Annotated in this window: 18 protein-coding genes and 1 tRNA gene; 11 read left to right on the top strand and 8 right to left on the bottom strand. The window is 73.2% G+C overall.

Features of this window, described 5'->3' with window-relative positions:
• Nucleotides 1–562 precede the first annotated feature (562 nt).
• Nucleotides 563–1,351, bottom strand: coding sequence for a ferritin-like domain-containing protein (locus AB0O01_RS18230; protein ID WP_365314543.1), 789 nt, complete (start codon nucleotides 1,349–1,351; stop codon nucleotides 563–565).
• A 271-nt stretch (nucleotides 1,352–1,622) separates the two neighbouring features.
• The gene (locus tag AB0O01_RS18225) at nucleotides 1,623–2,678 is read right to left on the bottom strand and encodes an LLM class F420-dependent oxidoreductase (RefSeq protein ID WP_365314542.1); all 1,056 of its coding nucleotides are present in this window, start codon (nucleotides 2,676–2,678) and stop codon (nucleotides 1,623–1,625) included.
• A 183-nt stretch (nucleotides 2,679–2,861) separates the two neighbouring features.
• Between AB0O01_RS18225 and AB0O01_RS18220 the strand changes: the two genes are divergently transcribed.
• Both AB0O01_RS18220 and AB0O01_RS18215 read left to right on the top strand, forming a co-directional pair.
• Nucleotides 2,862–3,845, top strand: coding sequence for an aldo/keto reductase (locus AB0O01_RS18220; protein WP_365314540.1), 984 nt, complete (start codon nucleotides 2,862–2,864; stop codon nucleotides 3,843–3,845).
• A 98-nt stretch (nucleotides 3,846–3,943) separates the two neighbouring features.
• On the top strand, nucleotides 3,944–6,115 hold the full coding sequence (locus AB0O01_RS18215; protein WP_365314926.1) for a helix-hairpin-helix domain-containing protein: 2,172 nt from the start codon (nucleotides 3,944–3,946) through the stop codon (nucleotides 6,113–6,115).
• 96 nt (nucleotides 6,116–6,211) lie between these two features.
• Here the strand turns inward: AB0O01_RS18215 and AB0O01_RS18210 are convergent, their stop codons facing one another.
• On the bottom strand, nucleotides 6,212–6,961 hold the full coding sequence (locus AB0O01_RS18210) for a hypothetical protein (RefSeq protein WP_365314539.1): 750 nt from the start codon (nucleotides 6,959–6,961) through the stop codon (nucleotides 6,212–6,214).
• A 47-nt stretch (nucleotides 6,962–7,008) separates the two neighbouring features.
• Here AB0O01_RS18210 and AB0O01_RS18205 point away from each other — a divergent pair, with 47 nt between their 5' ends.
• Nucleotides 7,009–7,197, top strand: a complete 189-nt coding sequence (locus tag AB0O01_RS18205) for a DUF5703 family protein (RefSeq protein ID WP_365314538.1) — start codon at nucleotides 7,009–7,011, stop codon at nucleotides 7,195–7,197.
• Nucleotides 7,198–7,264: 67 nt separating this feature from the next.
• On the opposite strand, the gene AB0O01_RS18200 is transcribed toward AB0O01_RS18205, so the two are convergent.
• The 3 genes from AB0O01_RS18200 to AB0O01_RS18190 form a co-directional block, all read right to left on the bottom strand.
• Nucleotides 7,265–8,239 (bottom strand): chaplin family protein, encoded by a 975-nt coding sequence (locus tag AB0O01_RS18200; RefSeq protein WP_365314536.1) that lies wholly within the window; start codon nucleotides 8,237–8,239, stop codon nucleotides 7,265–7,267.
• A 152-nt stretch (nucleotides 8,240–8,391) separates the two neighbouring features.
• The gene (gene chpH / locus AB0O01_RS18195) at nucleotides 8,392–8,625 is read right to left on the bottom strand and encodes a chaplin ChpH (RefSeq protein WP_355745708.1); all 234 of its coding nucleotides are present in this window, start codon (nucleotides 8,623–8,625) and stop codon (nucleotides 8,392–8,394) included.
• 152 nt (nucleotides 8,626–8,777) lie between these two features.
• The gene (locus AB0O01_RS18190) at nucleotides 8,778–10,103 is read right to left on the bottom strand and encodes a M20/M25/M40 family metallo-hydrolase (RefSeq protein ID WP_365314535.1); all 1,326 of its coding nucleotides are present in this window, start codon (nucleotides 10,101–10,103) and stop codon (nucleotides 8,778–8,780) included.
• A 195-nt stretch (nucleotides 10,104–10,298) separates the two neighbouring features.
• On the opposite strand from AB0O01_RS18190, the gene AB0O01_RS18185 reads away from it, so the two are divergent.
• The 5 genes from AB0O01_RS18185 (at nucleotide 10,299) to AB0O01_RS18165 (ending at nucleotide 17,771) form a co-directional block, all read left to right on the top strand.
• Nucleotides 10,299–10,386, top strand: a tRNA-Leu gene (locus tag AB0O01_RS18185).
• A gap of 456 nt (nucleotides 10,387–10,842) precedes the next feature.
• Nucleotides 10,843–11,664, top strand: coding sequence for a hypothetical protein (locus tag AB0O01_RS18180; RefSeq protein WP_365314534.1), 822 nt, complete (start codon nucleotides 10,843–10,845; stop codon nucleotides 11,662–11,664).
• A gap of 371 nt (nucleotides 11,665–12,035) precedes the next feature.
• The gene (locus AB0O01_RS18175; RefSeq protein ID WP_365314533.1) at nucleotides 12,036–15,902 is read left to right on the top strand and encodes a Pls/PosA family non-ribosomal peptide synthetase; all 3,867 of its coding nucleotides are present in this window, start codon (nucleotides 12,036–12,038) and stop codon (nucleotides 15,900–15,902) included.
• An 82-nt stretch (nucleotides 15,903–15,984) separates the two neighbouring features.
• The gene (locus AB0O01_RS18170; RefSeq protein WP_365314532.1) at nucleotides 15,985–17,364 is read left to right on the top strand and encodes a M1 family metallopeptidase; all 1,380 of its coding nucleotides are present in this window, start codon (nucleotides 15,985–15,987) and stop codon (nucleotides 17,362–17,364) included.
• A 38-nt stretch (nucleotides 17,365–17,402) separates the two neighbouring features.
• Entirely contained in the window at nucleotides 17,403–17,771 is a 369-nt protein-coding gene (locus AB0O01_RS18165; protein WP_365314924.1) for a YchJ family protein, read from the top strand.
• Nucleotides 17,772–17,783: 12 nt separating this feature from the next.
• On the opposite strand, the gene AB0O01_RS18160 is transcribed toward AB0O01_RS18165, so the two are convergent.
• Nucleotides 17,784–18,485 carry a FadR/GntR family transcriptional regulator gene (locus AB0O01_RS18160; RefSeq protein WP_365314531.1) on the bottom strand — a complete coding sequence of 234 codons (702 nt, stop codon included), beginning with the start codon at nucleotides 18,483–18,485 and terminating at the stop codon, nucleotides 17,784–17,786.
• Nucleotides 18,486–18,617: 132 nt separating this feature from the next.
• Here AB0O01_RS18160 and AB0O01_RS18155 point away from each other — a divergent pair, with 132 nt between their 5' ends.
• The 3 genes from AB0O01_RS18155 (at nucleotide 18,618) to AB0O01_RS18145 (ending at nucleotide 22,254) form a co-directional block, all read left to right on the top strand.
• Nucleotides 18,618–19,127, top strand: coding sequence for a gluconokinase (locus AB0O01_RS18155; RefSeq protein WP_365314529.1), 510 nt, complete (start codon nucleotides 18,618–18,620; stop codon nucleotides 19,125–19,127).
• Between the two features lie 84 nt (nucleotides 19,128–19,211).
• The gene (locus tag AB0O01_RS18150; protein ID WP_365314528.1) at nucleotides 19,212–20,609 is read left to right on the top strand and encodes a gluconate:H+ symporter; all 1,398 of its coding nucleotides are present in this window, start codon (nucleotides 19,212–19,214) and stop codon (nucleotides 20,607–20,609) included.
• A gap of 208 nt (nucleotides 20,610–20,817) precedes the next feature.
• Nucleotides 20,818–22,254: a hypothetical protein gene (locus tag AB0O01_RS18145; RefSeq protein WP_365314526.1), complete on the top strand. Its 1,437-nt coding sequence runs from the start codon at nucleotides 20,818–20,820 to the stop codon at nucleotides 22,252–22,254.
• 97 nt (nucleotides 22,255–22,351) lie between these two features.
• On the opposite strand, the gene AB0O01_RS18140 is transcribed toward AB0O01_RS18145, so the two are convergent.
• Complete coding sequence (locus tag AB0O01_RS18140) at nucleotides 22,352–23,902, bottom strand: APC family permease (RefSeq protein WP_365314525.1); 1,551 nt, start codon at nucleotides 23,900–23,902, stop codon at nucleotides 22,352–22,354.
• Nucleotides 23,903–24,021: the final 119 nt, after the last annotated feature.

Raw genomic sequence — 24,021 nt, 5'->3', positions numbered from 1 at the left:
CGCCGGGGGCCAAGGGTCGACGCCCGAGCCGGGAATCCCGGGGCCCGAATGCCTGGGGGCACCCGGCGGAGCCGCTCCCGCGCGGGGTGGGCGTCCCGCGCAGCGCGCGTCGGCCCGGCAACGGGGAGGCCCCCCGAGCCGGTGCTCGATCTCCGGTCCCACCGCCACCGGGGCCGCCCCGCCCCCGTGGGGCGATCGACGGCGCTCACGGGCTCGGCCCCGGAAGCGGGCGCGCAGGCCCGCGCGCGTGGGGCGCTCACGGACTCCCCCGGTAGCCCGCTCCGCGTCACCCGCCCGCGTGGGGCGATCCCCCCGGGCAGGCCGGAGGCCAGGACCCGGAGTTCGGAGGCAGCCGGTCCCGGCCCGGTGCGGTCCGGCGTGGTCAGGTGCGGTCCGGCGTGCCCCATGCGGCCCAGTGGGACCCGGCGCGACCCAGCACCGTCCGGCGCGGTCCGGCGCGGCCCGCTGCGACCCGGCGTGACCCACTGCGGCCCGGCGCGGCCCGCTGCGACCCGGCGTGACCCGATGTGGCCCGGCCTGACCCGCTGCGCCCCCCTGTGGTTCAGGCGAACTCCGGGGCCGCCCCCGCCGACCCCCCGAGGGCGTCCCTGCGGTCCGGCATCCGCAGGGAGACCATGCGGCGCCAGCCGCCGAGCCGTTCGTAGAGGTAGACGGCGTGGATGCCGAGGGCCAGAACGGCCGCCTTGGGGCGGGACCAGCCGAGGACGTGCCCCATGTGGGCCATGACGGCGAGGCTGACGTCCCGGTAGATCCGGATCTCGGCGAGGGCGCAGGCGCGCAGCGTGCGCTGGATGGCCCGGCCGTGTCCGGCGTCGGCGTAGCGCAGCAGTTCCTCATGGCAGTAGGCGAGGTGGTTGTCCTCGTCCTGGGAGATCATCCGTACCGCCCGGCCGATGTCCGGGTGGTCGCTGAAGCGGCTGCGCAGCATCTCCATCTGCTCGGCGGCGCGCTGCTCGGTGACCCGGCTGTGGGCGAGGTAGGTGATGATGTCCTGGCGGGTGAGGGCCTGGTCGCTCTTGAGCTTCTCGTGGGCGAGACCGATCCCGGCGCGTTCCAGGAGCATGGTGTAGTCGGTCGCCGGGGGGACGTCGACGGGTTCGAGGCCGCGCTTCTTCATCAGGGCGTTGAAGATCCGCCCGTGCTTGTCCTCGTCGGCGCCGTGCCGGGTGATCTTGGGGGCGAGATCGCGCTCGCTCGCGGGGACGAGCGCGGCGATGCGGGCGTTCTCCCATCCGCCCTGCGACTCACCGCTGGCGGCGATGGAGCAGAACAGCCGGAAGGACTCGTCGTTGTCGAGGATCTCCTGGAACAGGCTCTTGGCCGAAAGCATCTGAGGCACCTCTCTGGAGGAACTCCGCAAAGAACGAGTCAAATGCCCGCGCCGAGGTGCTGCAACAGTTGTGTCGGACAACTCCGCCAAATGACGGACCCGGCCGCCGCCCCGGGCGTATCCGGGCCCGCCCCCGGGCGTAACCGGGCACGCTCCGGTGCGTTGTACGCGTGACGGCCGTGGCGGGGAAGACCCCCGAGCCCCCACCACGGCCGCGAACTCCCCCTCTCCCCCCTCTCCCCCCTCCGCGCGGCGCCCGCGCGCCGCCGTGTCAGGCGAGTCCGGCGCGTTCCAGGGCCTCGGTACCGGCGCGCAGCGCGGCGAGCCGCTCGTCCAGGGTGAATCCGGCCGGGGCGAGCGTGAGGGTGGTGACCCCGGCCGCCGCGTACGCCTTCATCCGGTCGGCGATCCGGTCGACGGAGCCGAGCAGGGTGGTGGAGTCGATCAGGTCGTGCGGGACGGCGGCTGCCGCGCCCTGCTTGTCACCGGAGAGGTACTTCTCCTGGATCTCGGCGGCGGCCTGTTCGTAGCCCATGCGGCGGGCGAGCTGGTTGTAGAAGTTCTGCTTCGCGCTGCCCATGCCGCCGACGTAGAGCGCGGTGTAGGGGCGGAAGGTGTCGGCGAGGGCGGTGACGTCCTTGTCGTCGCCGAGGGCGAGCGGCAGGGTCGGGCAGACGTCGAAGCCGTCCAGGGTCCTGCCGGCCTTCTCGCGGCCCGCGCGCAGATGCCGCAGCGCGGTGTCCTCCAGGTGCTCGGCGGACGCGAAGATCAGCAGGGCGCCCTCGGCGATCTCGCCGGTCTGCTCCAGGTTCTTCGGGCCGATCGCGGCGATGTAGAGGGGGATGTGCTCGCGCTCGGGGTGGACGGTGAGCTTGAGGGGCTTGCCGGGGCCGCCGGGCAGCGGCAGCGTCCAGTGCGCGCCCTCGTGGGTGAGGCGCTCGCGGGTCATGGCCTTGCGGACGATCTCGACGTACTCGCGGGTGCGGGCCAGCGGCTTGTCGAACCGGACGCCGTACCAGCCCTCGGAGACCTGCGGGCCGGAGACGCCGAGGCCGAGCCGGAACCGGCCGCCGGACAGGGAGTCGAGGGTGGCGGCGGTCATGGCCGTCATCGCGGGCTGGCGGGCCGGGATCTGGAAGATGGCGGAACCGACATCGATCCGTTCGGTGCGGGCGGCGACCCAGGCCAGGACGGTCGCCGCGTCCGAGCCGTACGCCTCCGCCGCCCAGCACACCGCGTACCCGAGCCGGTCGGCCTCCTGGGCGACGGCGAGGTTGTCCGCGTCCATCCCCGCGCCCCAGTAGCCGAGGTTGATCCCGAGCTGCATGACCGCATCCCCTTACTGATCAGTAACGTCCCTGTGTCCGCAGACCTTAGCGCGGGCCGGAGCCGGGGGCGAGACGCCTGTGACGAGGCTCGCGCCCCCGGCGCCCGACCAGCGGGGCGGCCGGGGAACCCGTTGTCCACAGGCAACCCACGGCACCAGTTCTGGCCAGTACTCTCGGCGTTCATGGAGCAGAGGCATCTCGGCCGCACCGGCCTGCGCGTGTCCCGCATCGGACTCGGCACCCTCACCTGGGGCAGAGACACCGACGAGCACGACGCGGCGGACCTCTTGAAGACCTTCTGGGAGGCGGGCGGGAACCTCGTCGACACGGCGGACGTCTACAGCGACGGCGAGGCCGAATATCTGCTCGGGCGCCTCCTGGAAGGGCTCGTACCGCGCCGGGACTTCGTGATCTCCACCAAGGCGGGCAGCGTCCCCGACCCGGACCGCCGGTTCAACGGCTCGCGCGGCCATCTGCTCGCCGCCCTCGACGCCTCCCTCACCCGCCTCGGCACGGACTACGTCGACCTCTGGCACATCCACGCCTACGACCCCGACACCCCGCTGGAGGAGACCCTCCAGGCCCTCGACCTGGCCGTGGCCAGCGGACGCGCCCGCTACGCCGGGGTCTCCAACTTCTGCGGCTGGCAGCTCGCCAAGGCCGCCACCTGGCAGTTGGCCGCCACCGGCACCCGCACCCGGCTGTCCAGCACGCAGATGGAGTACTCGCTGCTCCAGCGCGGGGTCGAGCGCGAGGTGCTGCCGGCCGCGCTGGACCTGGGGATCGGGCTGCTGCCGTCCTCCCCGCTCGGGCGCGGGGTGCTCACCGGCAAGTACCGCGACGGTCTGCCCCCGGACTCGCGGGGCGCCTCGGAGCATCTGTCCCCGTTCGTGGAGCCGTATCTCGACGACACCGCGAGCCGGATCGTGGACGCGGTGGCCACGGCCGCCGACGGGCTCGCGGTGACCCCGCTCCAGATCGCCCTCGCCTGGGTCCGCGACCGGCCCGGGGTGACCGCCCCGATCGTCGGCACGCGCAACGCGCAGCAGCTCAGCGCCGCATTGTCAGTGGAGGCGCTTAGTCTTCCTGACGAGATCTGCCGGGCGCTGGACGATGTGTCGGCGCCCGTGCACCGCTATCCCGATCACGACTGGAGCACCCTGTGAGCACGGAGCCGGAGAGCACCCCGCAGGACCCGGTGAACCCGGTGGCCCCGGAGGAGACCGCCGCCCCGGAGGGCGACGAGCACACCGACGGCCGCTCCATGGAGGCTCCCGCCGCGGAAGGCGGCGACGAGGACACCGGCCAGCAATCCGATTCAGCTCCCGCCCAAGAGGGCGACGACGACACCGGCGGGCGGCGTGAGGCGGCTCCCGCCGCAAAGGGCGGCGGCGACACCGGCGGGCGGTCCGAGGCCGCGGCCGAGCTTGCCGCCCAGGAGGTGGAGCGGGAGCGGATCGAGCGCCGCAAGGCCGAGAAGGCGGGCCCCATCGACGCCGGGGCCAAGCTCAGCGGCACGGCCGCCGATCTGCTCGCGGCGGTCCGGGCGGTGGAGAGCGGGCAGAAGCCCCCCGCCACCGCCTTCCCCGGGCCCGAACCCGCCCCGCGCCGCCCGGCCCCCGCGCCCGCGCCGGTCCGCCGCCCCGACCCCGTCCCCGCCGGGCCGCCCCCGGGCCCCGGACCCGACGCGGTCGCGGCCGTGGCGCGGGTGCTGACCGAGGGCGGCGCGCCCGCTTCGCTCGCCGCGCAGACCGCCGAGACCCTGGGCGAGGAGGCGCCGTCACTGCTGCGCGAGGACCCCTGGCGGCTGCTACGGGTCGCCGGGGTGCGGCCGGAGCAAGCGGACGGCTTCGCGCGGGCGCTGCTCGGCGCCGACGGCCGCCCGGACGACGAGCGGCGCGGCCGGGCGGTGGTGTGCTGGCTGCTGGAGCAGGCGGCGCTCGCCGGGCACACCGCCCTGGACCTGCCCGCCCTGCTCACCGCCCTGACCCGGTACGGGGTGCCCGACCCCGACGAAGCCGTGCAGAGCGCCCTCGCCGAGGGCGAGGCCCTGGTCTTCCAGGACGCCCTGGACGAACCGGGCGTTCCGGTCGCGCCGACCGGGGAGGCGGACGGCGAGGGGGAGGAGGAGGAGCGCCCGGTGCGGGTGCTGGTGGGCCTGGAGCGGTACGCGCTCGCCGAGGAGAGCCTCGCCGACGGACTGGCCCGGCTGATCACCTCGGTCCCCAAGCAGGACGGTTCGGCCGCCGAATGGGAGCGGGCCTCCGACGCCGCCGAGGGGGCCGCCGCCGAGCTGATCCGCGCGGTCGCCGGGCACGCGCTGGTGCTGCACACCGGCGCCGAGGCGTCCCTGGCCGAGCCCGCCGCGCTGCTCACCGCCGCGCACACGCTGGGCCTGCGCGCCTGGGCGGCGGCCCACACCCCGGTGGGCCGGGAGCGTTTCGCCGCGCGGGTGGCGGAGACCGGCGCCACCGACCCCGGTACGGTCACCACCCTCGCCGCGCTGCTCTCCGGTGCCCACGGTCCCGGGCGCGACCCGGACGGCGCGCTGGATCTGGATCTGCTGATCGTGCTGGACGCCCCGCAACTGGACGTGGAGGGTGCCGCGCTGCTCACCGAGTCGCTGCCGGACGGGGCCCGGCTGGTGCTGGCCGGTGACCCGGCGGTGCTGTGGTCGGCGGGCCCCGGCCGGGTCTTCGCCGATCTGCTGGCCGCCCGGCACTGCCCGCAGATCGCCTCCCGCCGCCCCGACCCCGGCCCGCTGGGCGAGCTGGTCTCGGGCATCGGCGTCGGCGAACTGAACCAGGTCGAGGCGCCCGGCAAGGAGATCGTCATCGTGCCGGTCCGGGACGCGGGCGAGGCCGTGCACCGCACGGTGCAGCTCGTCGCCGACTCCGTGCCCCGCGCGATCGGCGTGCCCGCCGAGGAGACGGTGGTCGTCACCCCGGGCCACGGCGGCGCCGCCGGTACCCGCGCGCTCAACGCCGCCCTCAAGGAGCGGCTCAATCCCGGCCCCGGCCGCTTCGGCGGCTTCGACCCCGGCGACCGGATCGTCCACTCCCCCACCCCGGGCCGCGCGGACCCGGGCACGGTGGTCACGGCGGACGGCGACGGACTGCACCTCGCGTGCGCGGGCGAGCGGATCGTCGTCCCCCAGGACCGGGTCGCCCGGTCCGTGCGGCACGGGTGGGCGCTGACCGCCCACCAGGCCGTGGGGTCCCGCTGGCCGGCGGCGGTCGTGGTGCTGCCCGGCGATGCCGCGCAGACCCTCACCCGACCCTGGATCTACACGGCGTTCGGCCGCGCCGACCGTCATCTGTCCGTGGTCCACGGAGTGGAGCAGGCGCTGCCCAGGGCCGTCGCGGAAGCCACCGCGAAACCCCGCACCACCCGGCTCCCGGCCCTGCTCCGCCCGCAGATCCCGACGGCCGACTGACACCCCCGCGAACCCTCTTGACGAGAACGGCGGTGGCCGGGAGAGAACCCTCCCGGCCACCGCCGCGAACCACCGGCCACCCGCCACCGCCCGAGTCTAACGCCGGTCGGCGTCCAGGGCCTCCAGGTCCTCGTCCTCCTCCTCGTCCAGGGTGTGCAGTTCTACCTCGTCGATGTCGTCGAGATCCTCGCCGCCCTCGTCACCCTCGTCCTCGGTGTCGTCGTCCTCGCTGTCGTCGTCCTCGTCAAAGACCGAGCTGACGTCGAAGCGGCACACCACCCGCTGCGGATCCACCTGCTCGAACGGGGCGTCCAGCCACTCCCCCGGGTCGGCCGACTCGTCGGCCGCCGTCACCCAGAGCGTGGAGTCGCCCTCCTCCAGCCCGAACTCCTTGTGCCGCGAGGCGATCTCGTCCGGTTCGTACTCCCCGAACAGCACCCCCAGCGCCCCGTGCAGGGTGCCCGCCGCCCGGTCGTCCGCCGCGCCGTCCTCCTGGTCCACCGCCTCGATCCGCTGGGCCTGCGCCAGCAGCCGCTGGGGCTCCGCCACCGCGTAGTCCCGGCGGATCAGCACACTCAGCGCGTTCGGCTCCTCGGGGCCGGTGTAGGGCGGCAGCGTGTCCTCCGCGCCGGGGATCTCGAAGGGTGTGACCTCGTCATAACGGTCGTAGAGCAGCTCGTCGTACGCCTCCGCCGCCGCGGCCAGCTCGTTGAACGCCTCGTAGACGGCCTGGTCGTCCTCCTCGGACCGGCGTTCGACCGCGGCCAGGTGGCGGTCGAGCGCGGTCTTGACCGCCTCGGCGGCGGCACGTACCTCGGCAGCGGTGGGCTGCGCAGCATCAGACATAGTGCAGACGCTATCCGTACCGGGCCCCAGCCCGCACAATAGATGCGATGCCGGAATACGAATTTGTCGACGTGTACGTGCCGCGCGGGCTGTCCCGCAGGGAGACCGCGCGTCTGCTGACCGACCACGCCGAGTACGGGCACTGGGAGTTGTACCGTCTGAGCCTGCTGCGCGACGGCAGCCGGCGGGTGCGGCTGAGGCGCCGGATCATCCGCCAGGTCCGCGCGACCTGGTAGCCCGGGGAACGGCGAACGGGCCCCGCCGGGACGGGACCCGCTCCACGCGCCGGGGTGCGGCGGCCGGTTACGCCGAGGCCCGTGCCCGGCGGTAGATCACCGCGCCCGCGAGCACCGCACCGGCGGCCAGCGATCCGGCGGCGCCCAGCGGCAGCGAACCACCGGTCTCGGCGAGCTGGGCGACCCCGTGCGGCTGCACCTCGGACCGGGTTCCGGGCCAGTTCACGGGATTGCCGTGCGTGCCTTCACCGGGGGCTGCGGGAGTGGTGGGCGGTTCCACCGGGTTACCGGGGGTTCCCGGCTGGCCGGGGGTTCCGGGGTTGCCCGGAGTGCCGGGCTCACCGGGGTTGCCTGGGGTTCCGGGGTTGCCAGGGTTGCCGGGCTGACCGGGGTTGCCCGGGTTCCCGGGGTTTCCAGGATTGCCGGGGTTTCCGGGGTTCCCAGGCTCACCCGGGTTACCCGGCTCACCGGGATTACCCGGGTTCCCGGGGTTACCCGGATTCCCAGGCTCACCGGGATTGCCGGGGTTCCCGGGCTCACCCGGGTTGCCCGGATTTCCGGGATTCCCCGGGTTCCCCGGCTGCTCGCCGTACCCCCCGTCCCCCCCGTTGCCGCAGTCGTTGCCCATCGCGGGGTTGGCGATGCCGATGACGTCCACGGTGTTGCCGCAGACGTTGACCGGGGCGTGCACGGGGGCCTCGACATGGTTGCCGGAGGCGACGCCGGGTGAGTCGGTGGCGGTGCCCCGGGCGTGGGAGCCGCCGGCCTTCCCCGAGCCGGCGGAGTGCCCGGCGCCCTGGCCGGCGTTGGCACAGGTGTTGCCCATCGCCGGGTTGAGCAGTCCGATCACGGAGATCGTGTTGCCGCAGAGATTCACCGGCGCGTGCACCGGCGCCTGTACCGAGTTCCCGGAGAGCACACCGGGTGAGTCGACGGCGGAGCCGTACGCTCCGGAGTCGGCGTGGGCCGTGCCGCCCGCGGCGGCGATCACACCGGTCGCGGCGGCCACGGTCATCAGTCCCTTACGGGTGACCTGTCGCATTGCTGAAGTTTCCTGCCTTCGACATCTGAGAAGTGTCTGAAGCGTCTGAAGCGCGTGAAGCGTCTGAGAAGTGGTGGAAGAACGATCGGCCCCGGAGCGCGGCGGGCGCTCCGGGGCCGAAGGCTCAGACCCTCATCGGGCGAGGCACGACGTCACTTGTTGATGCAGGTGTTGCCGAAGGCGGGGTTCAGCAGCCCGATCACCGAGATCGTGTTGCCGCAGACGTTCACCGGGACGTGCACCGGAACCTGGATGACGTTGCCGGACACGACACCCGGGGAGTGCACCGCGGCACCCTGGGCGCCGGAGTCGGCGACGGCCAGGCCCGCGCCCGCGAGAACCAGCCCACTGGTGGCAGCCGCAGCGGCGACGACCTTCTTGATCATTATTCCTCCTTGTTGGCACAAAAGCGATCCCGTACCGCGGATCGCAACACCAGTAACGAGGGGCGCGCATTAGGGCTACGACCTGATGAGCGCATTCACTCGTCCCGGTGAGAACCGAACGCGAGGACGAATCCAGGGGCCGGGCGGCGGGGTCAGGAGGCGTCGATGAAGCGGTCCAGGACCCGGACGCCGAACTTGAGGCCCTCCACCGGGACCCGCTCGTCGACGCCGTGGAACATGCCCGCGAAGTCCAGCTCCGGGGGCAGCTTCAGCGGGGCGAAGCCGAAGCAGCGGATGCCGAGGTCGTCGAAGGACTTGGCGTCGGTGCCACCGGAGAGCATGTAGGGCACGGCGCGGGCGATCGGGTCCTCGGCGCCGAGGGCGAGCTGCATGGCGTCGACCAGCCTGCCGTCGAAGTCGGTCTCCAGCGCCTTGTCGCCGTGCACGTCCTCGCGGCGGACGCGGGGGCCGAGGATGCGGTCGAGGTCGGCGAGGAACTCCTCCTCGTAGCCGGGCAGGAAGCGGCCGTCGACATGGGCGGTGGCCTGGCCGGGGATGACGTTGACCTTGTAACCGGCGCCGAGCATGGTGGGGGCCGCCGAGTTGCGCAGGGTGGCGCCGACCATCTTGGCGATGCCGCCGAGCTTGGCGAGGGTCTCGTCCATGTTCTCGGGGTCGAGCTCGGTGCCGAGCGCGTCGGACAGCTCGTCCAGGAAGGACCGTACGGTCTTGGTGACGCGGACCGGCCAGGTGTGGCGGCCTAGGCGGCCGACGGCCTCGCACAGCTCGGTGATGGCGTTGTCGTCGTTGGTCATCGAGCCGTGCCCGGCGGTGCCGTCCACGGTGAGGCGCATCCAGTGCATGCCCTTCTGGGCGGTCTCCACCAGATACAGCCGCAGTTTCTCGTTGACGGTGAAGGAGAAGCCGCCGACCTCGCCGATCGCCTCGGTGACGCCCTCGAAGAGGTCGGGGTGCTTGTCGACCAGGAAGCGGGCGCCGTAGGTGCCGCCGGCCTCCTCGTCGGCGAGGAAGGCGAGCACGATGTCCCGGGGCGGTTTGCGTCCGCTGCGCAGCCGGTCGCGGACGACCGCGAGGGTCATCGCGTCCATGTCCTTCATGTCGACCGCCCCGCGGCCCCAGACACAGCCGTCGGCGACCTCGCCGGAGAACGGGTCGTGGGTCCAGTCGGCCGCGTTGGCGGGGACGACATCGGTGTGGCCGTGGATCAGCAGCGCGGGCCGGGACGGGTCCTCGCCCTCGATCCGGGCGACCGTGGAGGCCCGCCCCTTGTGGGACTCGAAGATCTTCGGTTCGAGCCCGACCTCGGCGAGCTGCTCGGCGACATACTCGGCCGCCGCCCGCTCACCCGGCCCGGAGTGGTCGCCGTAGTTGCTGGTGTCGATCCGGATCAGGTCGCGGCAGAGGTCGACGACCTCGTCCTCGCCCCTGACGCCGCCCGCGGTGCCCGTCTGGCTCACGCTGTTCCTCCCGCTGTCGCTGCTGGCAGTCCCCCCACATCCTCCCTCCGACCGGCCCTGACCCCAAGAGCGGTCCCGGTCCGTCATCCGTCGTTCACGCACGCCGGGGCCCTCCGGGGGTGTGATCGGACAGACTCGAAAGCCTGGTAATGTTTACGTCGTCGCCAAGGGGAAAACCCACGCGACAAACACCTTGTCCGGGTGGCGGAATGGCAGACGCGCTAGCTTGAGGTGCTAGTGCCCTTTATCGGGCGTGGGGGTTCAAGTCCCCCCTCGGACACCAGTAGAAACCCCAGTTGATCTGGGGTTTTTCTGTTTCTCCGGCTGCGGCGTGACCAACGTCCGAACCAACGTCCGAGCGGAATCGCCTGGTCGGAGCAGGGATGACAGACCGAGTCGACCGGCACGGGCCCGGACACCACGGGACCCCGACTGTCAGTGGCGGCACCTACGGTGCGCTCATGGACGACAACCCACAGAAGCCGAATCCGGGTCGGGGCCCGGCTCGCTCCAGGACCGCGCAGGGGGCAGCCCCACCCGGGGCGTCAGAGGCCGACGGAGCGACGAAGGGCATCGCCCTGTATCACGACATGCGGGTCGAAGAGGACTTCGCCAAATGCGCCAGCCGCCTCTTCTCGACCCTCAGGCATGCCGCCGCCTCCGACCCGGGCGCCCCGCGCCACCTCTTCCTCGACATCCAAGGACACCCGCTCGGCGGTTCCAACGATGTGCCCCTGACGTGGCGGACGCCGAGGCGTTCTGGTCCTGGGTCGACTACGCCTGCGACCGCGATGGTCATATGAAGTGGCAAGGTGTGGATCCCGAGTGGCTGGCCAGGGCGGAACGTGTCGGGCTCCGCATCGACACCTCAGGACCGGTCCGCAAGAGCCTTCACCATTTCGGTCGGGTCCGCGATGAACTCGTGCGTCACTACGGCTGGCGCCCGGAGGACTTCGCCGGTGGCGACCACTGGGGTCTGCTGATGGAGGAGTTCCACACGGTGATGGACGCCGCGACCAGTACCCACTTCAATGCCGCCAAGAAGGCGTCCACCGAGGCATGGGCCTTCGAAGTGGCCCGCAGACGCCTGCGGGACGGGGCGACGGAGTCCGGGGCGGACGAGGACCTTCCGTTGGCATCGGGCCATCCGTCGGTCGAGCTGACCGAGCGGACGGTGCGCACATCGCCCGAGAGCGGCTGCGCGCAGGGCCTCGCCGATGCCGCCCGTCGAGCCGACATCGCCACCGAAGCGGCGGCACTCGTGCGCGACCTCATCGCCTCCGCGGGGGTTTCCAGCGCGGAGGAGGTGCTGCGGGGCGTCAGAGAGGAGGTCGCGCACCGCACCGCGCAGTTCGAACGGCTGGCGGACGAGTCCATGGGGCACGCGGTCTGCCGGCACTGCGGCCACGCGATAGCCCGCATCGGGAACGCGGCCTGGCGCCACAGTGCCGCGGCGCCCATGTCCCGTGGCTGCCGGGCCGCCAGCTTCGACCGAGACGGCACCTGGGACAATTCCCTCGGCCGAGCGTGGAAGGCGAGCCCGCCGAAGACCCATCGGTGAGGTGGGGTGGGGTGGAGGTGGCCGCAGATCTGGTCGGCCAGTGGCGACCAGGCCCCTCCCACTGGGACGCATCCGGACAGGTGTCCCGGTCATGTCCGGGGCCCTGTTCCCGTGGTCGTCGGAGGGCCTTCCGTCCGGTTTCACGCACTGTGTGGGGGATCTCTCGCTGTGTCGAAGATCCCGAGGTCATCGGTGTCGTGAGGGGGCGGAATCGCGTCCGTACGGACGTGTCGGGTGGCTGTGGGCGGGTGGCGAAACTAGCGTCGTACTAAAGTTTCCGGCTTGTTACGGAGCTGGAGCCGGACAACCCAGGCAGACCTGCGGACCGTCCAGCGCCCCGGAGGCTTCCGGGATCGAGACGCGAGGACCCGATGGCAGCCATTCACGAGAGCGACGCTCTCGGCCTGCTCGACGAAGAGATCCGCGAGCGGTTCGGCGACACGGCACGATTCTCCGGCGGTCAGGCCGCCCCGCCGCGCACGCTCGTCGACATCTTCGACGCGTCGGTGCGGGCGTTCCCGGACGAGCCGGCGCTCGATGACGGGACCGTGCGGCTCAGTTACCGGGCGCTCGCCGGGGCGGTGGGGAAGCTGCGGGCGCGGCTGGAGCGGGCCGGGGTCGGGCGCGGTGACCGGGTGGGGGTGCGGGTGCCGTCCGGGACGAATGAGCTGTACGTGGCGATTCTGGGGGTGCTGGCGGTGGGGGCCGCCTATGTGCCGGTGGACGCCGAGGATCCGGACGAGCGGGCCGAGCTGGTGTTCGGGGAGGCCGGGGTGCGGGCGGTGATCGGCGCGGGGGACCCGCTGCTCGTCGAAGGGCGGAGCGAGGAGCCCGCGGGGCGGCCCGGCACCGAGGACGACGCGTGGGTCATCTTCACGTCCGGGTCGACGGGGAGGCCGAAGGGGGTCGCGGTCAGTCATCGCAGTGCGGCGGCGTTCGTGGACGCCGAGGCGGCGCTGTTCCTGAGGGAGGAGCCGATCGGGCCCGGGGACCGGGTGATGGCGGGGCTGTCGGTGGCGTTCGACGCGTCCTGCGAGGAGATGTGGCTGGCGTGGCGGTACGGGGCCTGTCTGGTGCCGGTGCCCCGGGCGCAGGTGCGCAGCGGGGCCGACCTGGGGCCCTGGCTGGTCGAGCAGGAGATCACCGTGGTGTCGACGGTGCCGACGCTGGCGGCGCTGTGGGAGCCGGAGACGCTGGACGACGTACGGCTGCTGATCTTCGGTGGGGAGGCGTGCCCGCCGGAGCTGGCGCAGCGGCTGGTGACGGAGGGGCGGGAGGTGTGGAACACGTACGGGCCGACCGAGGCGACCGTGGTGGCGTGCGCGGCGCTGATGAGCGGGGAGGGGCCGGTGCGGATCGGGCTGCCGCTCCAGGGGTGGGAGCTGGCTGTGGTGGATGAGGGGGGAGAGCCCGTGAGGGTGGGGGGGAGTGGGGAGCTGGTGATCGGGGGGGTGGGGCTTGCCCGGTATCTGGATGGGGAGAAGGACGTGGAGAAGTACGCGGCGCTGGAGTCGCTGGGGTGGGAGCGGGCGTACCGGAGCGGGGATCTGGTGCGGGCCGACGCCGAGGGGCTGGTGTTTCTCGGGCGGGCGGACGAGCAGATCAAGCTCGGGGGGCGGCGGATCGAGCTGGGGGAGGTCGACGCGGCGCTCCAGGGGCTGCCCGGGGTCGCGGGGGGTGCGGCGGCGGTGCGGACCGCGCGGAGCGGGAACCAGTTGCTGGTCGGGTATGTGGTGACGCAGGACGGGTGGGACCAGGCGGTGGCGGTGGAGCGGCTGCGGGCCGCGCTGCCGGCGGCGCTGGTGCCGCTGCTGGCGCCCGTGGCGGCGCTGCCGACGCGGACGTCCGGGAAGGTGGACCGGAACGCGCTGCCGTGGCCCCTGGAGGGGGTGACGGGCGGTGTTCCGGCCGAGGAGCTGTACGGGACGGAGGCGTGGCTCGCCGAGCAGTGGGGGGAGGTGCTGGGCGCTCCGGTCACCGGTGCCTCGGACGACTTCTTCGCCATAGGGGGCGGCAGTCTGGCCGCCGCCCAGCTCACCACCCGGCTGCGGGTCCGGTATCCGAGCGCGGCCGTGCTGGACATCTATCAGCGGCCGGTGCTGCGCAAGCTGGCCCGGTATCTGGAGGAGTCGGCGCAGGAGGACACGACCGCGCGGAAGATCGCGCCGGTGCCGGTGCGGGCGCAGGTGGTGCAGTCGCTGGCGCTGGTGCCGCTGTTCGGGCTGCTGGGGCTGCGGTGGGTGGTGGTGCTGGCGGCGGCCGGGAATGTGCTGGGCGGGTACGGCTGGCTGCCCACGGCGCCCTGGTGGGCGGTGGTGGCGGGGGCGCTGGTGCTCTTCACCCCGCCGGGGCGGATCGCGGTGGCGGCGGGCGGGGCGCGGCTGCTGCTGCGCGGGGTGCAGCCGGGGCGGTATCCGCGCGGCGGGAGCGTGCATCTGCGGCTGTGGGCGGCGGAGCGGCTGGCCGAGTTCAGCGGGGCGACCGGGCTGACCGGGGCGTGGCTGCTGCGGTACGCGCGGGCGCTGGGCGCGAAGGTGGGCGAGGACGCGGATCTGCACTCGCTGCCGCCGGTGACCGGGCTGCTGAAGCTGGGCCGGGGCGCGGCGGTGGAGTCCGAGGTGGATCTGTCCGGGTACTGGCTGGACGGGGACCGGCTGCGGGTGGGTGCGGTGAAGGTCGGGGCGCATGCCGTGGTGGGGACGCGGAGTGTGCTGGCGCCGGGGGCGCGGGTCGGCAAGCGGGCCGAGGTGGCGCCCGGGTCGGCGGTCGGCGGGACGGTCCCGACCGGGCAGCGCTGGGCGGGCTCCCCGGCGGTGAAGCTGGGCAAGGCCAAGCGGAACTGGCCGAAGGAGCGCCCGCAGCGGGGGCCGGCGTGGCGGGTCATGTACGGGGTGACCGGGGTCGCGCTGAGTCTGCTGCCGGTGCTGGCGGGGCTCGCGGCGCTGCTGGTGGCGCGGGTGTTCGTGACACCGGGGACGGGGCTCGGGGCGGCGCTGGCCGGGGCGGCGGTGGCGCTGGTGCCGGCGACGCTGGCGTTCGGGGCGGCGTACGCGCTGCTGATCCTGGCCGGGGTGCGGGTACTGAGCCTGGGGCTGCGGGAGGGCACCCATCCGACGCACAGCCGGGTCGGCTGGCAGGCGTGGACGGTGACCCAGTTGATGGACCGGGCGCGCGAGACGCTGTTCCCGCTGTACGCGGGGCTGGTCACCCCGGTGTGGCTGCGGCTGCTCGGCATGCGGATCGGCAAGGGCGCCGAGGTGTCCACGGTGCTGGCGCTGCCGAGTCTGACGACGGTCGGCGAGGGCGCGTTCCTGGCCGACGACACCCTGACCGCCCCGTACGAGCTGGGTGGGGGCTGGGTCAGGATCGGGCGGGCCGAGATCGGGCGGCGGGCGTTCCTCGGGAACTCGGGGATGACCGCGCCGGGGCGGACCGTGCCGGACGGCGGGCTGGTGGGGGTGCTGTCCGCGACGCCGAAGAAGGCGAAGAAGGGGACCTCGTATCTCGGGCTGCCGCCGGTGAAGCTGCCGCGCAGCGCGGCGGACGGCGAGCAGAGCCGGACCTACGACCCGTCCGCGCGGCTGCTGTGGGCGCGGGGGCTGGTGGAGCTGTGCCGGTTCCTGCCGGTGCTGTGCTCGGCGGGGCTCGCGGTGCTGGTGGTGGCGGCGCTGAGCGCGCTCGGGGGCTGGGCGTGGCTGCTGGCCGGGCCGGTGCTGCTGGCGGCCGGGGTGCTGGCCTGCGCGGTGACGGTGGTGGCCAAGTGGCTGCTGGTGGGGCGGCACCGGGCCGGGGAGCATCCGCTGTGGAGCTCCTTCGTGTGGCGCAACGAGCTGGCGGACACCTTCGTGGAGGTGCTGGGGGTGCCGTGGCTGGCGGGGGCGGTGCCGGGAACGCCGGTGCTGACGGTGTGGATGCGGGCGCTCGGGGCGCGGATCGGGAAGGGCGTGTGGCTGGAGTCGTACTGGCTGCCGGAGGCGGATCTGGTGACGCTGGGGGACGCCTCGACGGTCAATCGGGGCTGTGTGCTCCAGACTCACCTCTTCCACGACCGGATCTTGCGGACGGATACTGTGGTACTCCGTGAGGGCGCGACGCTGGGTCCTGGCGGGATCGTTCTGCCCGGCAGCACCGTCGGGGCCCGTACCACCCTGGGTCCCGCGTCGCTGGTGATGGCGGCGGAGTCCCTCCCCGACGACACCCGCTGGCTGGGCAACCCGATCGAGGCCTGGCGCCGCTAGGGTCCCTCGGACGGGTCGGAGCGGCGGCCGGCCGGGCCGTACGGGCACAGGTGTGGGCACAGGGCAGGGAGCAGGCGGGGCAGTGGCAGTTCAGCAGGCGGCGGTTCCGGATCCGTACTTCCCGGGCAACGGTGACGCCCGCTTCCGGGTGCACCGCTACGAACTCGCCGTGGACTACCGGCCGGGGCCGAACCGGCTGGCGGGCACGGCCCGGATCAACGCGATAGCGGGCCGGGCGGCCCTCCACGACTTCCAGTTGAATCTGGCCGACTTCAAGATCGGGCGGGTACGGGTGGACGGGCGCCAGCCGCATTACACGCATCGCGGCGGGCGGCTGCGGATCAAGCCGGCCAAGGCGATCCGGGCGGGGGCCGCGTTCACCGTCGAGGTGCACTGGTCGGGCAATCCGAAGCCGGTGCACAGCCCCTGGGGCGGGATCGGGTTCGAGGAGCTGACCGACGGGGCGCTGGTGGCCAGCCAGCCGGTGGGGGCGCCGTCCTGGTACCCGTGCAACGACCGGCCCGCGGACAAGGCGTCGTACCAGATCTCCGTCACCACGCCCTCGGTGTACTCGGTGGTGGCGGGCGGGCGGCTGCTGACGCGGACGGCCAAGGCGTCCACCACGACCTGGGTGTACGAGCAGGCGGCGCCGACCTCCAGCTATCTGGTGGGGCTGTCGATCGGCAAGTACCAGACGGTGCTGCTGGGCGATCCGGGGCCCGGCGGGGTGCCGCAGCACGGGCACATCCCGGCGCAGTTGCTGCCCCAGTTCTCCCGGGACTTCGCCCGGCAGCCGCAGATGATGGAGCTGTTCCAGGAGCTGTTCGGGCCGTATCCGTTCGACGAGTACGCGGTGGTGGTGACGGAGGAGGAGCTGGACGTCCCGGTGGAGGCGCAGGGTCTTTCGCTGTTCGGCGCGAACCATGTCGACGGGGCGCGGGGCGCGGAGCGGCTGGTGGCGCACGAGCTGGCCCACCAGTGGTTCGGCAACAGCGTGTCCATTGCCGACTGGCGGCACATCTGGCTGAACGAGGGGCTCGCCAAGTACGCGGAGTGGCTGTGGTCGGAGCGGTCCGGGGGGCGGTCCGCGCAGCAGCTCGCGGCCGTCGCGCACCGGATGCTGGCGGGGCTGCGGCAGGATCTGCGGCTGGCCGATCCGGGCCGCAAGCTGATGTTCGACGACCGGCTGTACGAGCGCGGCGGGCTCGCCGTGCACGCGCTGCGCTGCGCGCTGGGCGACGAGGGGTTCTTCCGGATGCTGCGGAGCTGGACCGCGCAGCACCGCAACGGGTCGGCGACGACGGCCATGTTCGCGGCCCACGCCGCGCGCTTCGCCAACGAGCCGCTGGACGAGCTGTTCGGGGCGTGGGTGTACGGGACGGCTCTGCCGCCGCTTCCGGACCTGGCCCCGGGGCTGCCGGCCCGCCCGCCGTATCCGCCGAACGCGGGGCCGGCGGCGTGAGCGGGCGACGCAAGGGAGGCGGTTCGGGCGGGGCGGCGGTGGGGTGTCCCTGCGGGCTGCCGGCGCCGTACGCGCAGTGCTGCGGGCGGTTCCACTCGGGGGGTGCCGCCGCGCCGACCGCCGAGGCGCTGATGCGGTCGCGGTACTGCGCCTTCGTCCGGGGGGACGCGGGGTATCTGCTGCGGACCTGGCATCCGCGGACCCGGCCCGCTTCCCTGGACCTCGATCCCGGGACGCGCTGGACCGGGCTGGAGATCCTGGCGACCGCCGACGGCAGCGCCTTCCACCGCACCGGGGTCGTGGAGTTCCGGGCCTCGTACCGGGGTGGCGCGCTGCGGGAGCGGAGCCGGTTCGCGCGGGTGGACGGGGCGTGGGTGTACGTGGACGGGGAGTTTCCCGGGAACTGAGGGGCGGGCGGCTCAGGGCGCCAGGATGTCCAGTTCCTGGAGGGCGCCGACGGTGATCTCCCGGGTGAGGTGCTCGGCGCGGGCCGCGTCGCCCGCGCGGACCGCCTCGGCGACCTGGACGTGCAGGGTGACGGCGGCCGGGTCGGGGTCGTCGAACATCACATCGTGCTGGGTGCGCCCGGTGAGGACCTCGGCGACGACATCGCCGAGGCGGGCGAACATCTCGTTGCCGGAGGCGGTGAGGATCACCCGGTGGAAGGCCACGTCGTGGAAGAGGTACCGGTCCAGCCGCTGCCCGCGTGAGTGGGCGACCATGCCGAGGGCGCACTCGGTGAGTTCGGCGCACTGCTCGGGCGTCGCGTGCTGGGCGGCGAGTCCGGCGGCGACCGGTTCGACGGCCGAGCGCAGCACGGTCAGGGAGCGGAGCTGGCGGGGGCGGTCGGCGCCGGCCAGCCGCCAGCGGATGACCTGCGGGTCGTAGACGTTCCACTCCGCCTCCGGGCGGACCGTGACGCCGACGCGGCGGCGGGACTCGACCAAGTGCATGGACTCCAGGACCCGGACCGCCTCGCGCATCACCGACCGGGAGACATCGAAGCGCTGGGCGAGTTCGTCCGTGCGCAGCACGCTGCCCGGCGGGTATCCGCCCGCGGTGATCTCGGGGCCGAGGGTGTCCAGTACCCGGCCGTGCAGTCCCCGGCCCGCTGTGCTCATGCACTCAGCGTACGGGGCGGATCACAGATGGAAAAAGTCAGACTTATTCATCACAGACTCTTGAATTTGTCTTACCTAATAGGTTTCAGTGGCGTGACATCAGGCGGGACATCAACAGACAGCGAGGCAGCGATGAGTACCCCCCACGTCGTCGTGGTCATGGGCGTCGCGGGCACCGGCAAGACCACGATCGGTCCCCTGCTCGCCGCCCGGCTCGGCGTTCCGTACGCCGAGGGCGACGCGTTCCACCCCGAGGCCAACATCGCCAAGATGTCGGCCGGCACCCCGCTCACCGATGACGACCGGTGGCCCTGGCTCGACGCGATCGGCGCCTGGGCGGACGGCCGGACCGGGCTCGGCGGGGTGGTGAGCAGCTCGGCGCTGAAGCGGGTCTACCGCGACCGGCTGCGGGCCGCCGCCCCCGGGCTGGTCTTCGTCCATCTGACGGGCGACCGGTCGCTGATAGCGGACCGGATGGCGCACCGGCAGGGGCACTTCATGCCGGCCGCGCTGCTGGACTCGCAGTTCGCCACGCTCGAACCGCTCCAGGCGGACGAGAGCGGGGTCGCCGTCGATGTCTCCGGCACACCGGAGGAGATCGCCGGGCGGGCGGTGGCCCTGCTGACCGCCCTCACCGGCTGACCTCCCCGCTTCCCTCTCCTTCTCCTTCCCCTTCTCCTTCTCCGTCTCCCCTCACCCCGTCTCTCTGCAAGGGAAATCCCACCCGTGACCAGACTCAGCGTCGAGATGCTGGCAGCGGACACCGTCGAGCCGATCACCTCGGCCGGCCATGCCCAACTGGGCATCGCCGTGCTGGCCGGTATCGCCGTCATCGTCCTGCTGATCACCAAGTTCAAACTGCACGCCTTTCTGTCCCTGACCCTCGGCTCGCTCGCGCTGGGCGCGTTCGCCGGGGCACCGCTGGACAAGGTGATCAAGTCCTTCACCACCGGGCTCGGCACCACGGTCGCGGGCGTCGGCGTGCTGATCGCGCTCGGCGCGATCCTGGGCAAGATGCTCGCCGACTCCGGCGGCGCCGACGAGATCGTCGACACGATCCTGGCGCGGACCGGCGGCCGGTCGATGCCCTGGACGATGGTGCTGATCGCCTCGGTGATCGGGCTGCCGCTGTTCTTCGAGGTCGGCGTGGTGCTGCTGATCCCGGTCGTGCTGATGGTCGCCAAGCGCGGCAACTACTCGCTGATGCGGATCGGCATCCCCGCCCTCGCCGGGCTCTCCGTGATGCACGGACTGGTGCCGCCGCACCCCGGCCCGCTGGTCGCCATCGACGCGGTGGACGCCGATCTGGGCATCACACTGGCGCTCGGTGTGCTGGTCGCCATCCCGACCGTGATCATCGCCGGACCGCTGTTCTCGAAGTACGCCGCCCGCTGGGTGGACGTCCCCGTGCCCGAGCGGATGGTCCCGGAGCGGCCGTCCGAGACGCTGGAGAAGCGGCCGAGCTTCGGGGCGACGCTGATCACCATCCTGCTGCCGGTCATCCTGATGCTGTCCAAAGCCCTGGTGGACATCGTCATCGACGACCCCGAGAACACCACCCAGCGGGTCTTCGACGTCGTCGGCTCGCCGATGATCGCGCTGCTGGCCTCCGTGCTGCTGGGCATCTTCACCCTGCTGCGGCCCGCCGGGTTCGCCCGGGAGCGGGTGTCGGGGCTGGTGGAGAAGGGGCTCGCGCCGATCGCGGGGATCCTGCTCATCGTCGGCGCGGGCGGTGGCTTCAAGCAGACGCTGATCGACTCCGGCGTCGGTCAGATGATCCTGGAGATATCCGAGAGCTGGGCGATCCCGACGCTGCTGCTGGCCTGGCTGATCGCCGTGGTGATCCGGCTGGCGACCGGCTCGGCGACGGTGGCGACCGTCTCCGCGGCCGGGCTGGTCGCGCCGCTCGCGGCCGGGATGTCCAGCGGGGAGACCGCCCTGCTGGTGCTGGCCATCGGCGCCGGGTCGCTGTTCTTCAGCCATGTCAACGACGCCGGGTTCTGGCTGGTCAAGGAGTACTTCGGGCTCGATGTCGGCCAGACCATCAAGACCTGGTCGGTGATGGAGACGATCATCTCGGTGGTCGCCGGGGGGATTGTGCTGCTGCTGTCCTTGTTGATGTAGCAGGGCCATGGGGGCGGGGGTCCGGGGGGCGTGGGGTGGTGCCGGGTGCCGCCCCCGCCCCCGCCGGGGCTTCTGGGCTGTGTCTCGTACCGATACCGGTACGGACGTGATCCCCTCGTGGCTTTCCCGATGACGCGGCCTGGATGATGATGGGACGGCTCCGGCCGGCCCCGATCGGCCGCCGGAGGTCATCACAGCGGGGGGCGTCATGACGGTTTCCCTGGGGACACGTGTCTCGGGGTGGCTGGTAGCGGGGGCGGTGGCGATCGTCGCCGTCGCGTTCACGGGCGGCGGGCGCGACGCGCTCGGCCCACCGGACCAGCCCGGCAGACCCATGATCGCCGGACCCTCCTCGGGGGCGGTCGGCGGTACGGTCACCCCGGCGCCGACGCCGGAACATCCCCCTCTGCGCTCCTCGCCCGCCGGGGGCGTCGGCGGCACCGCCACCGCGACCCCGCCGACGGCCAGCCGTCCGCCGGGCACCTCCCCCGGCCCCGTCCGCCCCTCCCCCACCGACCGCCCGGGAACCGTACGGCTGCGCTGGCTGCCGCCGGGTCCCGACTCCCCCGACGCCGACCGGACCGCCGACCCGGCGCGGGTCTACGACATCCTGCGCGACCCCGGCCGCTGCGGTGAGGCGCTGGCCGCCGTGCCCGCGGCGACGGACGATCCCGAATGGCTGGTGCTGCGCGGGCTCGCCTCGGCCTGTCTGGCCGTGCAGGGGCGGGACGGTCACTGGGAGGCGGCCCGGCGGGCGCGGGACGCGGTCGCGGAGGACGCCGTCGGTTGCAAGGGGGTGGCGGCGCTCGCCGTGCTCGACGGGCTGCTGGACTTCGCACGCCGCCACCCGGGGCAGAGCGCGGTACTCGGCTCCGCGGCGGCCGAGGCGCCGCCCGCCTGCGCCTTCGGCATCACCGGCGTGGACACCGGCACCCCGGCGGCCACGGTCCGGCCCGGGGAACGGGTGCGGATCGGACTGCGCGGGGTGTTCTTCGATGTCGCCGAACTCGCGGTCGGCGGGGAGGTGGTGGTGGACGGGCGGACCGTCCCCGTGACCCCGGAGCACCGGCCGGGGGCTGCGCCCGGGGTGTCGGTGACGGTGCCGCCGGATCTGGCGGGCCTTCCTCGGACGGTGAGCGTCACCGTGCGGTACGGAGGTGAGGAGGCCGTGCTGGAGGACGCGTTCGGGGTGGTGGCGGGGCCGGGGCCGGGGTCCACGCCGGGGGCGCAGGAGCCGGGTGGGGTGCCGGGTGGGGTGCCGGGTGGGAGTCCTGGGGGAGTGCCGGGTGGGGTGCCTGGGGGATCGCCGGGCGGGGTGCCCGGTGGGTCGGCCGGGGAGGTGCCGGAGGGGGTGTCGGGGCCGGTGCCTGTGCCGGTGCCGGGTGGGGAGCCGCCGATGGGGTCGGCGCCGGGGGTGCCGGAGGTGGCTGGGCCGGGGGTGGCTGGGGTGGCTGGGCCGGTGTTGCCGGAGGCTGGGGTGCCCGAGGTGACGGGGCCGGGGGTGCCGGAGGTGTCCGGGGGGCCTCGGCCGGTGTCGCCGGAGGCCGGGGTGCCGGAGGGGTGGGGAGTCGAGGGGGCGGGGATCCCTGGGGTGCCGGGGATGCCCGGTGCGGTGGGGGCGCCGTCGGGGGTGCCTCGTCGCTGAACGGGGCTGCTCATCGGGGCTTCGGGTCCCCGTGGACCCCTTCGGGTCGGGGTTCACGGGGACCGGGTGCCGTCGGGCATCCCTCAGGGGGACGCCCTCACTCCGCGCGGGACTCCGCCGCCTTCTCCAACTGGAACGCCTCGTTGCCGAGGCCGATCCGGGCGTGGGCCTCCGGCCTGCGGGCCCGCATGATCAGGCCCTGCACCAGACCGCCGAGCACGGCGAGGCCGATGATGCCGGGCAGCACCCAGCTCAGCGAGGAACCGGGGCCGGTGCCGACCAGGACGTCGAAGTCCTTGACCGTGTAACCGGCGATCACCACCAGCGCGATACCCGCGAGGGACGAAGTGACCAGACGCCAGCCCTGGGTCCCGGCGGCACCGCGGCGGACGAAGAACACCACCACCGAGAGGGACGCGGCGGCCATCAGCACGATCACCCCGAGCGCGCCGACGTTCCCGAACCAGGTGAAGAGCTGGAGGACCGGCGCGGTCGGGTCGCCGTCCGGCTTGTCGTCGGTGAGGGCGAAGGCGATCACGATGACCGCGGAGACGGCGGTCTGGAGCAGCGAACCCGTGCCGGGGGCACCGCTGGAGCCGGTGGTGCGGCCGAAGGCCGACGGCAGCAGTCCCTCGCGGCCCATGGCGAAGGCATACCGGGCGACGACGTTGTGGAAGCTGAGCAGCGCCGCGAACATGCCGGTCACGAAGAGGATGTGCATGACGTCGGTGAAGGTCTCGCCGAGGCGGGCCTCGGTGAGGAAGAACAGCAGTCCGGCGCTCTGCTCCTGCGCGGTGGGCACGATGTGGTCGGGGCCGGTCGCCACCGTGAGCGCCCAACTGCTGACGGCGAAGAAGACCGCGGTCCCGGCGACGGCCAGGAACATCACCCGGGGCACCAGGATGTGCGGCCTGCTGGTCTCCTCCGCGTACACCGGGGCCTGCTCGAAGCCGAGGAACGCGGCGATGCAGAAGCACAGGGCGGTGCCGACGCCCGCGCCGGTCAGGGTGCCGGGGTCGAACGCGCCGAACGACAGCCCCTGCGGGCCGGGGTCGCCGAGGGCGGCGATGTCGAAGATGACGACGAGGACGACCTCGATGATGAGCAGGACGCCCAGCACCTTGGCGTTGACGTCGATCTTCAGCCAGCCGAGCGCGCCGACCCCCGCGAGCGCCACCAGCGCCGGGACCCACCAGGCGACGGTGATGTCCGCGTAGGTGCCGAGCAGCCCGGCGACCTCGAAGCCGAAGATGCCGTAGATACCGGCCTGGAGGGCGTTGTAGGCGACCAGGGCGACCATCGCGGCGCTCGCTCCGGCGGTGCCGCCGAGGCCGCGCGAGATGTAGGCGTAGAACGCGCCCGCGTTGTGGACATGGCGGCTCATCTCGGCGTAGCCGATGCCGAACAGGACCAGGACCACGCCGAGGAGCACGAAGAGCAGGGGCTGTCCGACGATGCCCATCACCGCGTATGTGGTGGGCATGACACCAGCGACGACCATGATGGGGCCGGTCGCGGCGAGGACGGAGAGCAGCAGGCCCCCCGTGCCGAGGCGGTCGGCGCGCAGCGCGCGCTCCTGGCCCTTGAAGGTGCTGATGCCGTCGGAGGGGGCGGCCGGTCTGCTCGTGCGGGGACTGCCGGTGCTCATGGGGAGCGGGTCCTTTCGGGGCCGTGAGGTGCGGTTCTTCTCCGGGCGCCAGGGGTTCCGGGGCCTCGGGGGCAGTACGGGTGGTGCGGTGGAGCCGGTCGTGCGGGTGCTCCGGGGCG

The organism is Streptomyces sp. NPDC093252 (assembly GCF_040683675.1).
Taxonomy (GTDB): domain Bacteria; phylum Actinomycetota; class Actinomycetes; order Streptomycetales; family Streptomycetaceae; genus Streptomyces.
Note: the sequence above shows the minus strand (reverse complement) of the source record. Positions and strands in the feature narration are given on the sequence as shown.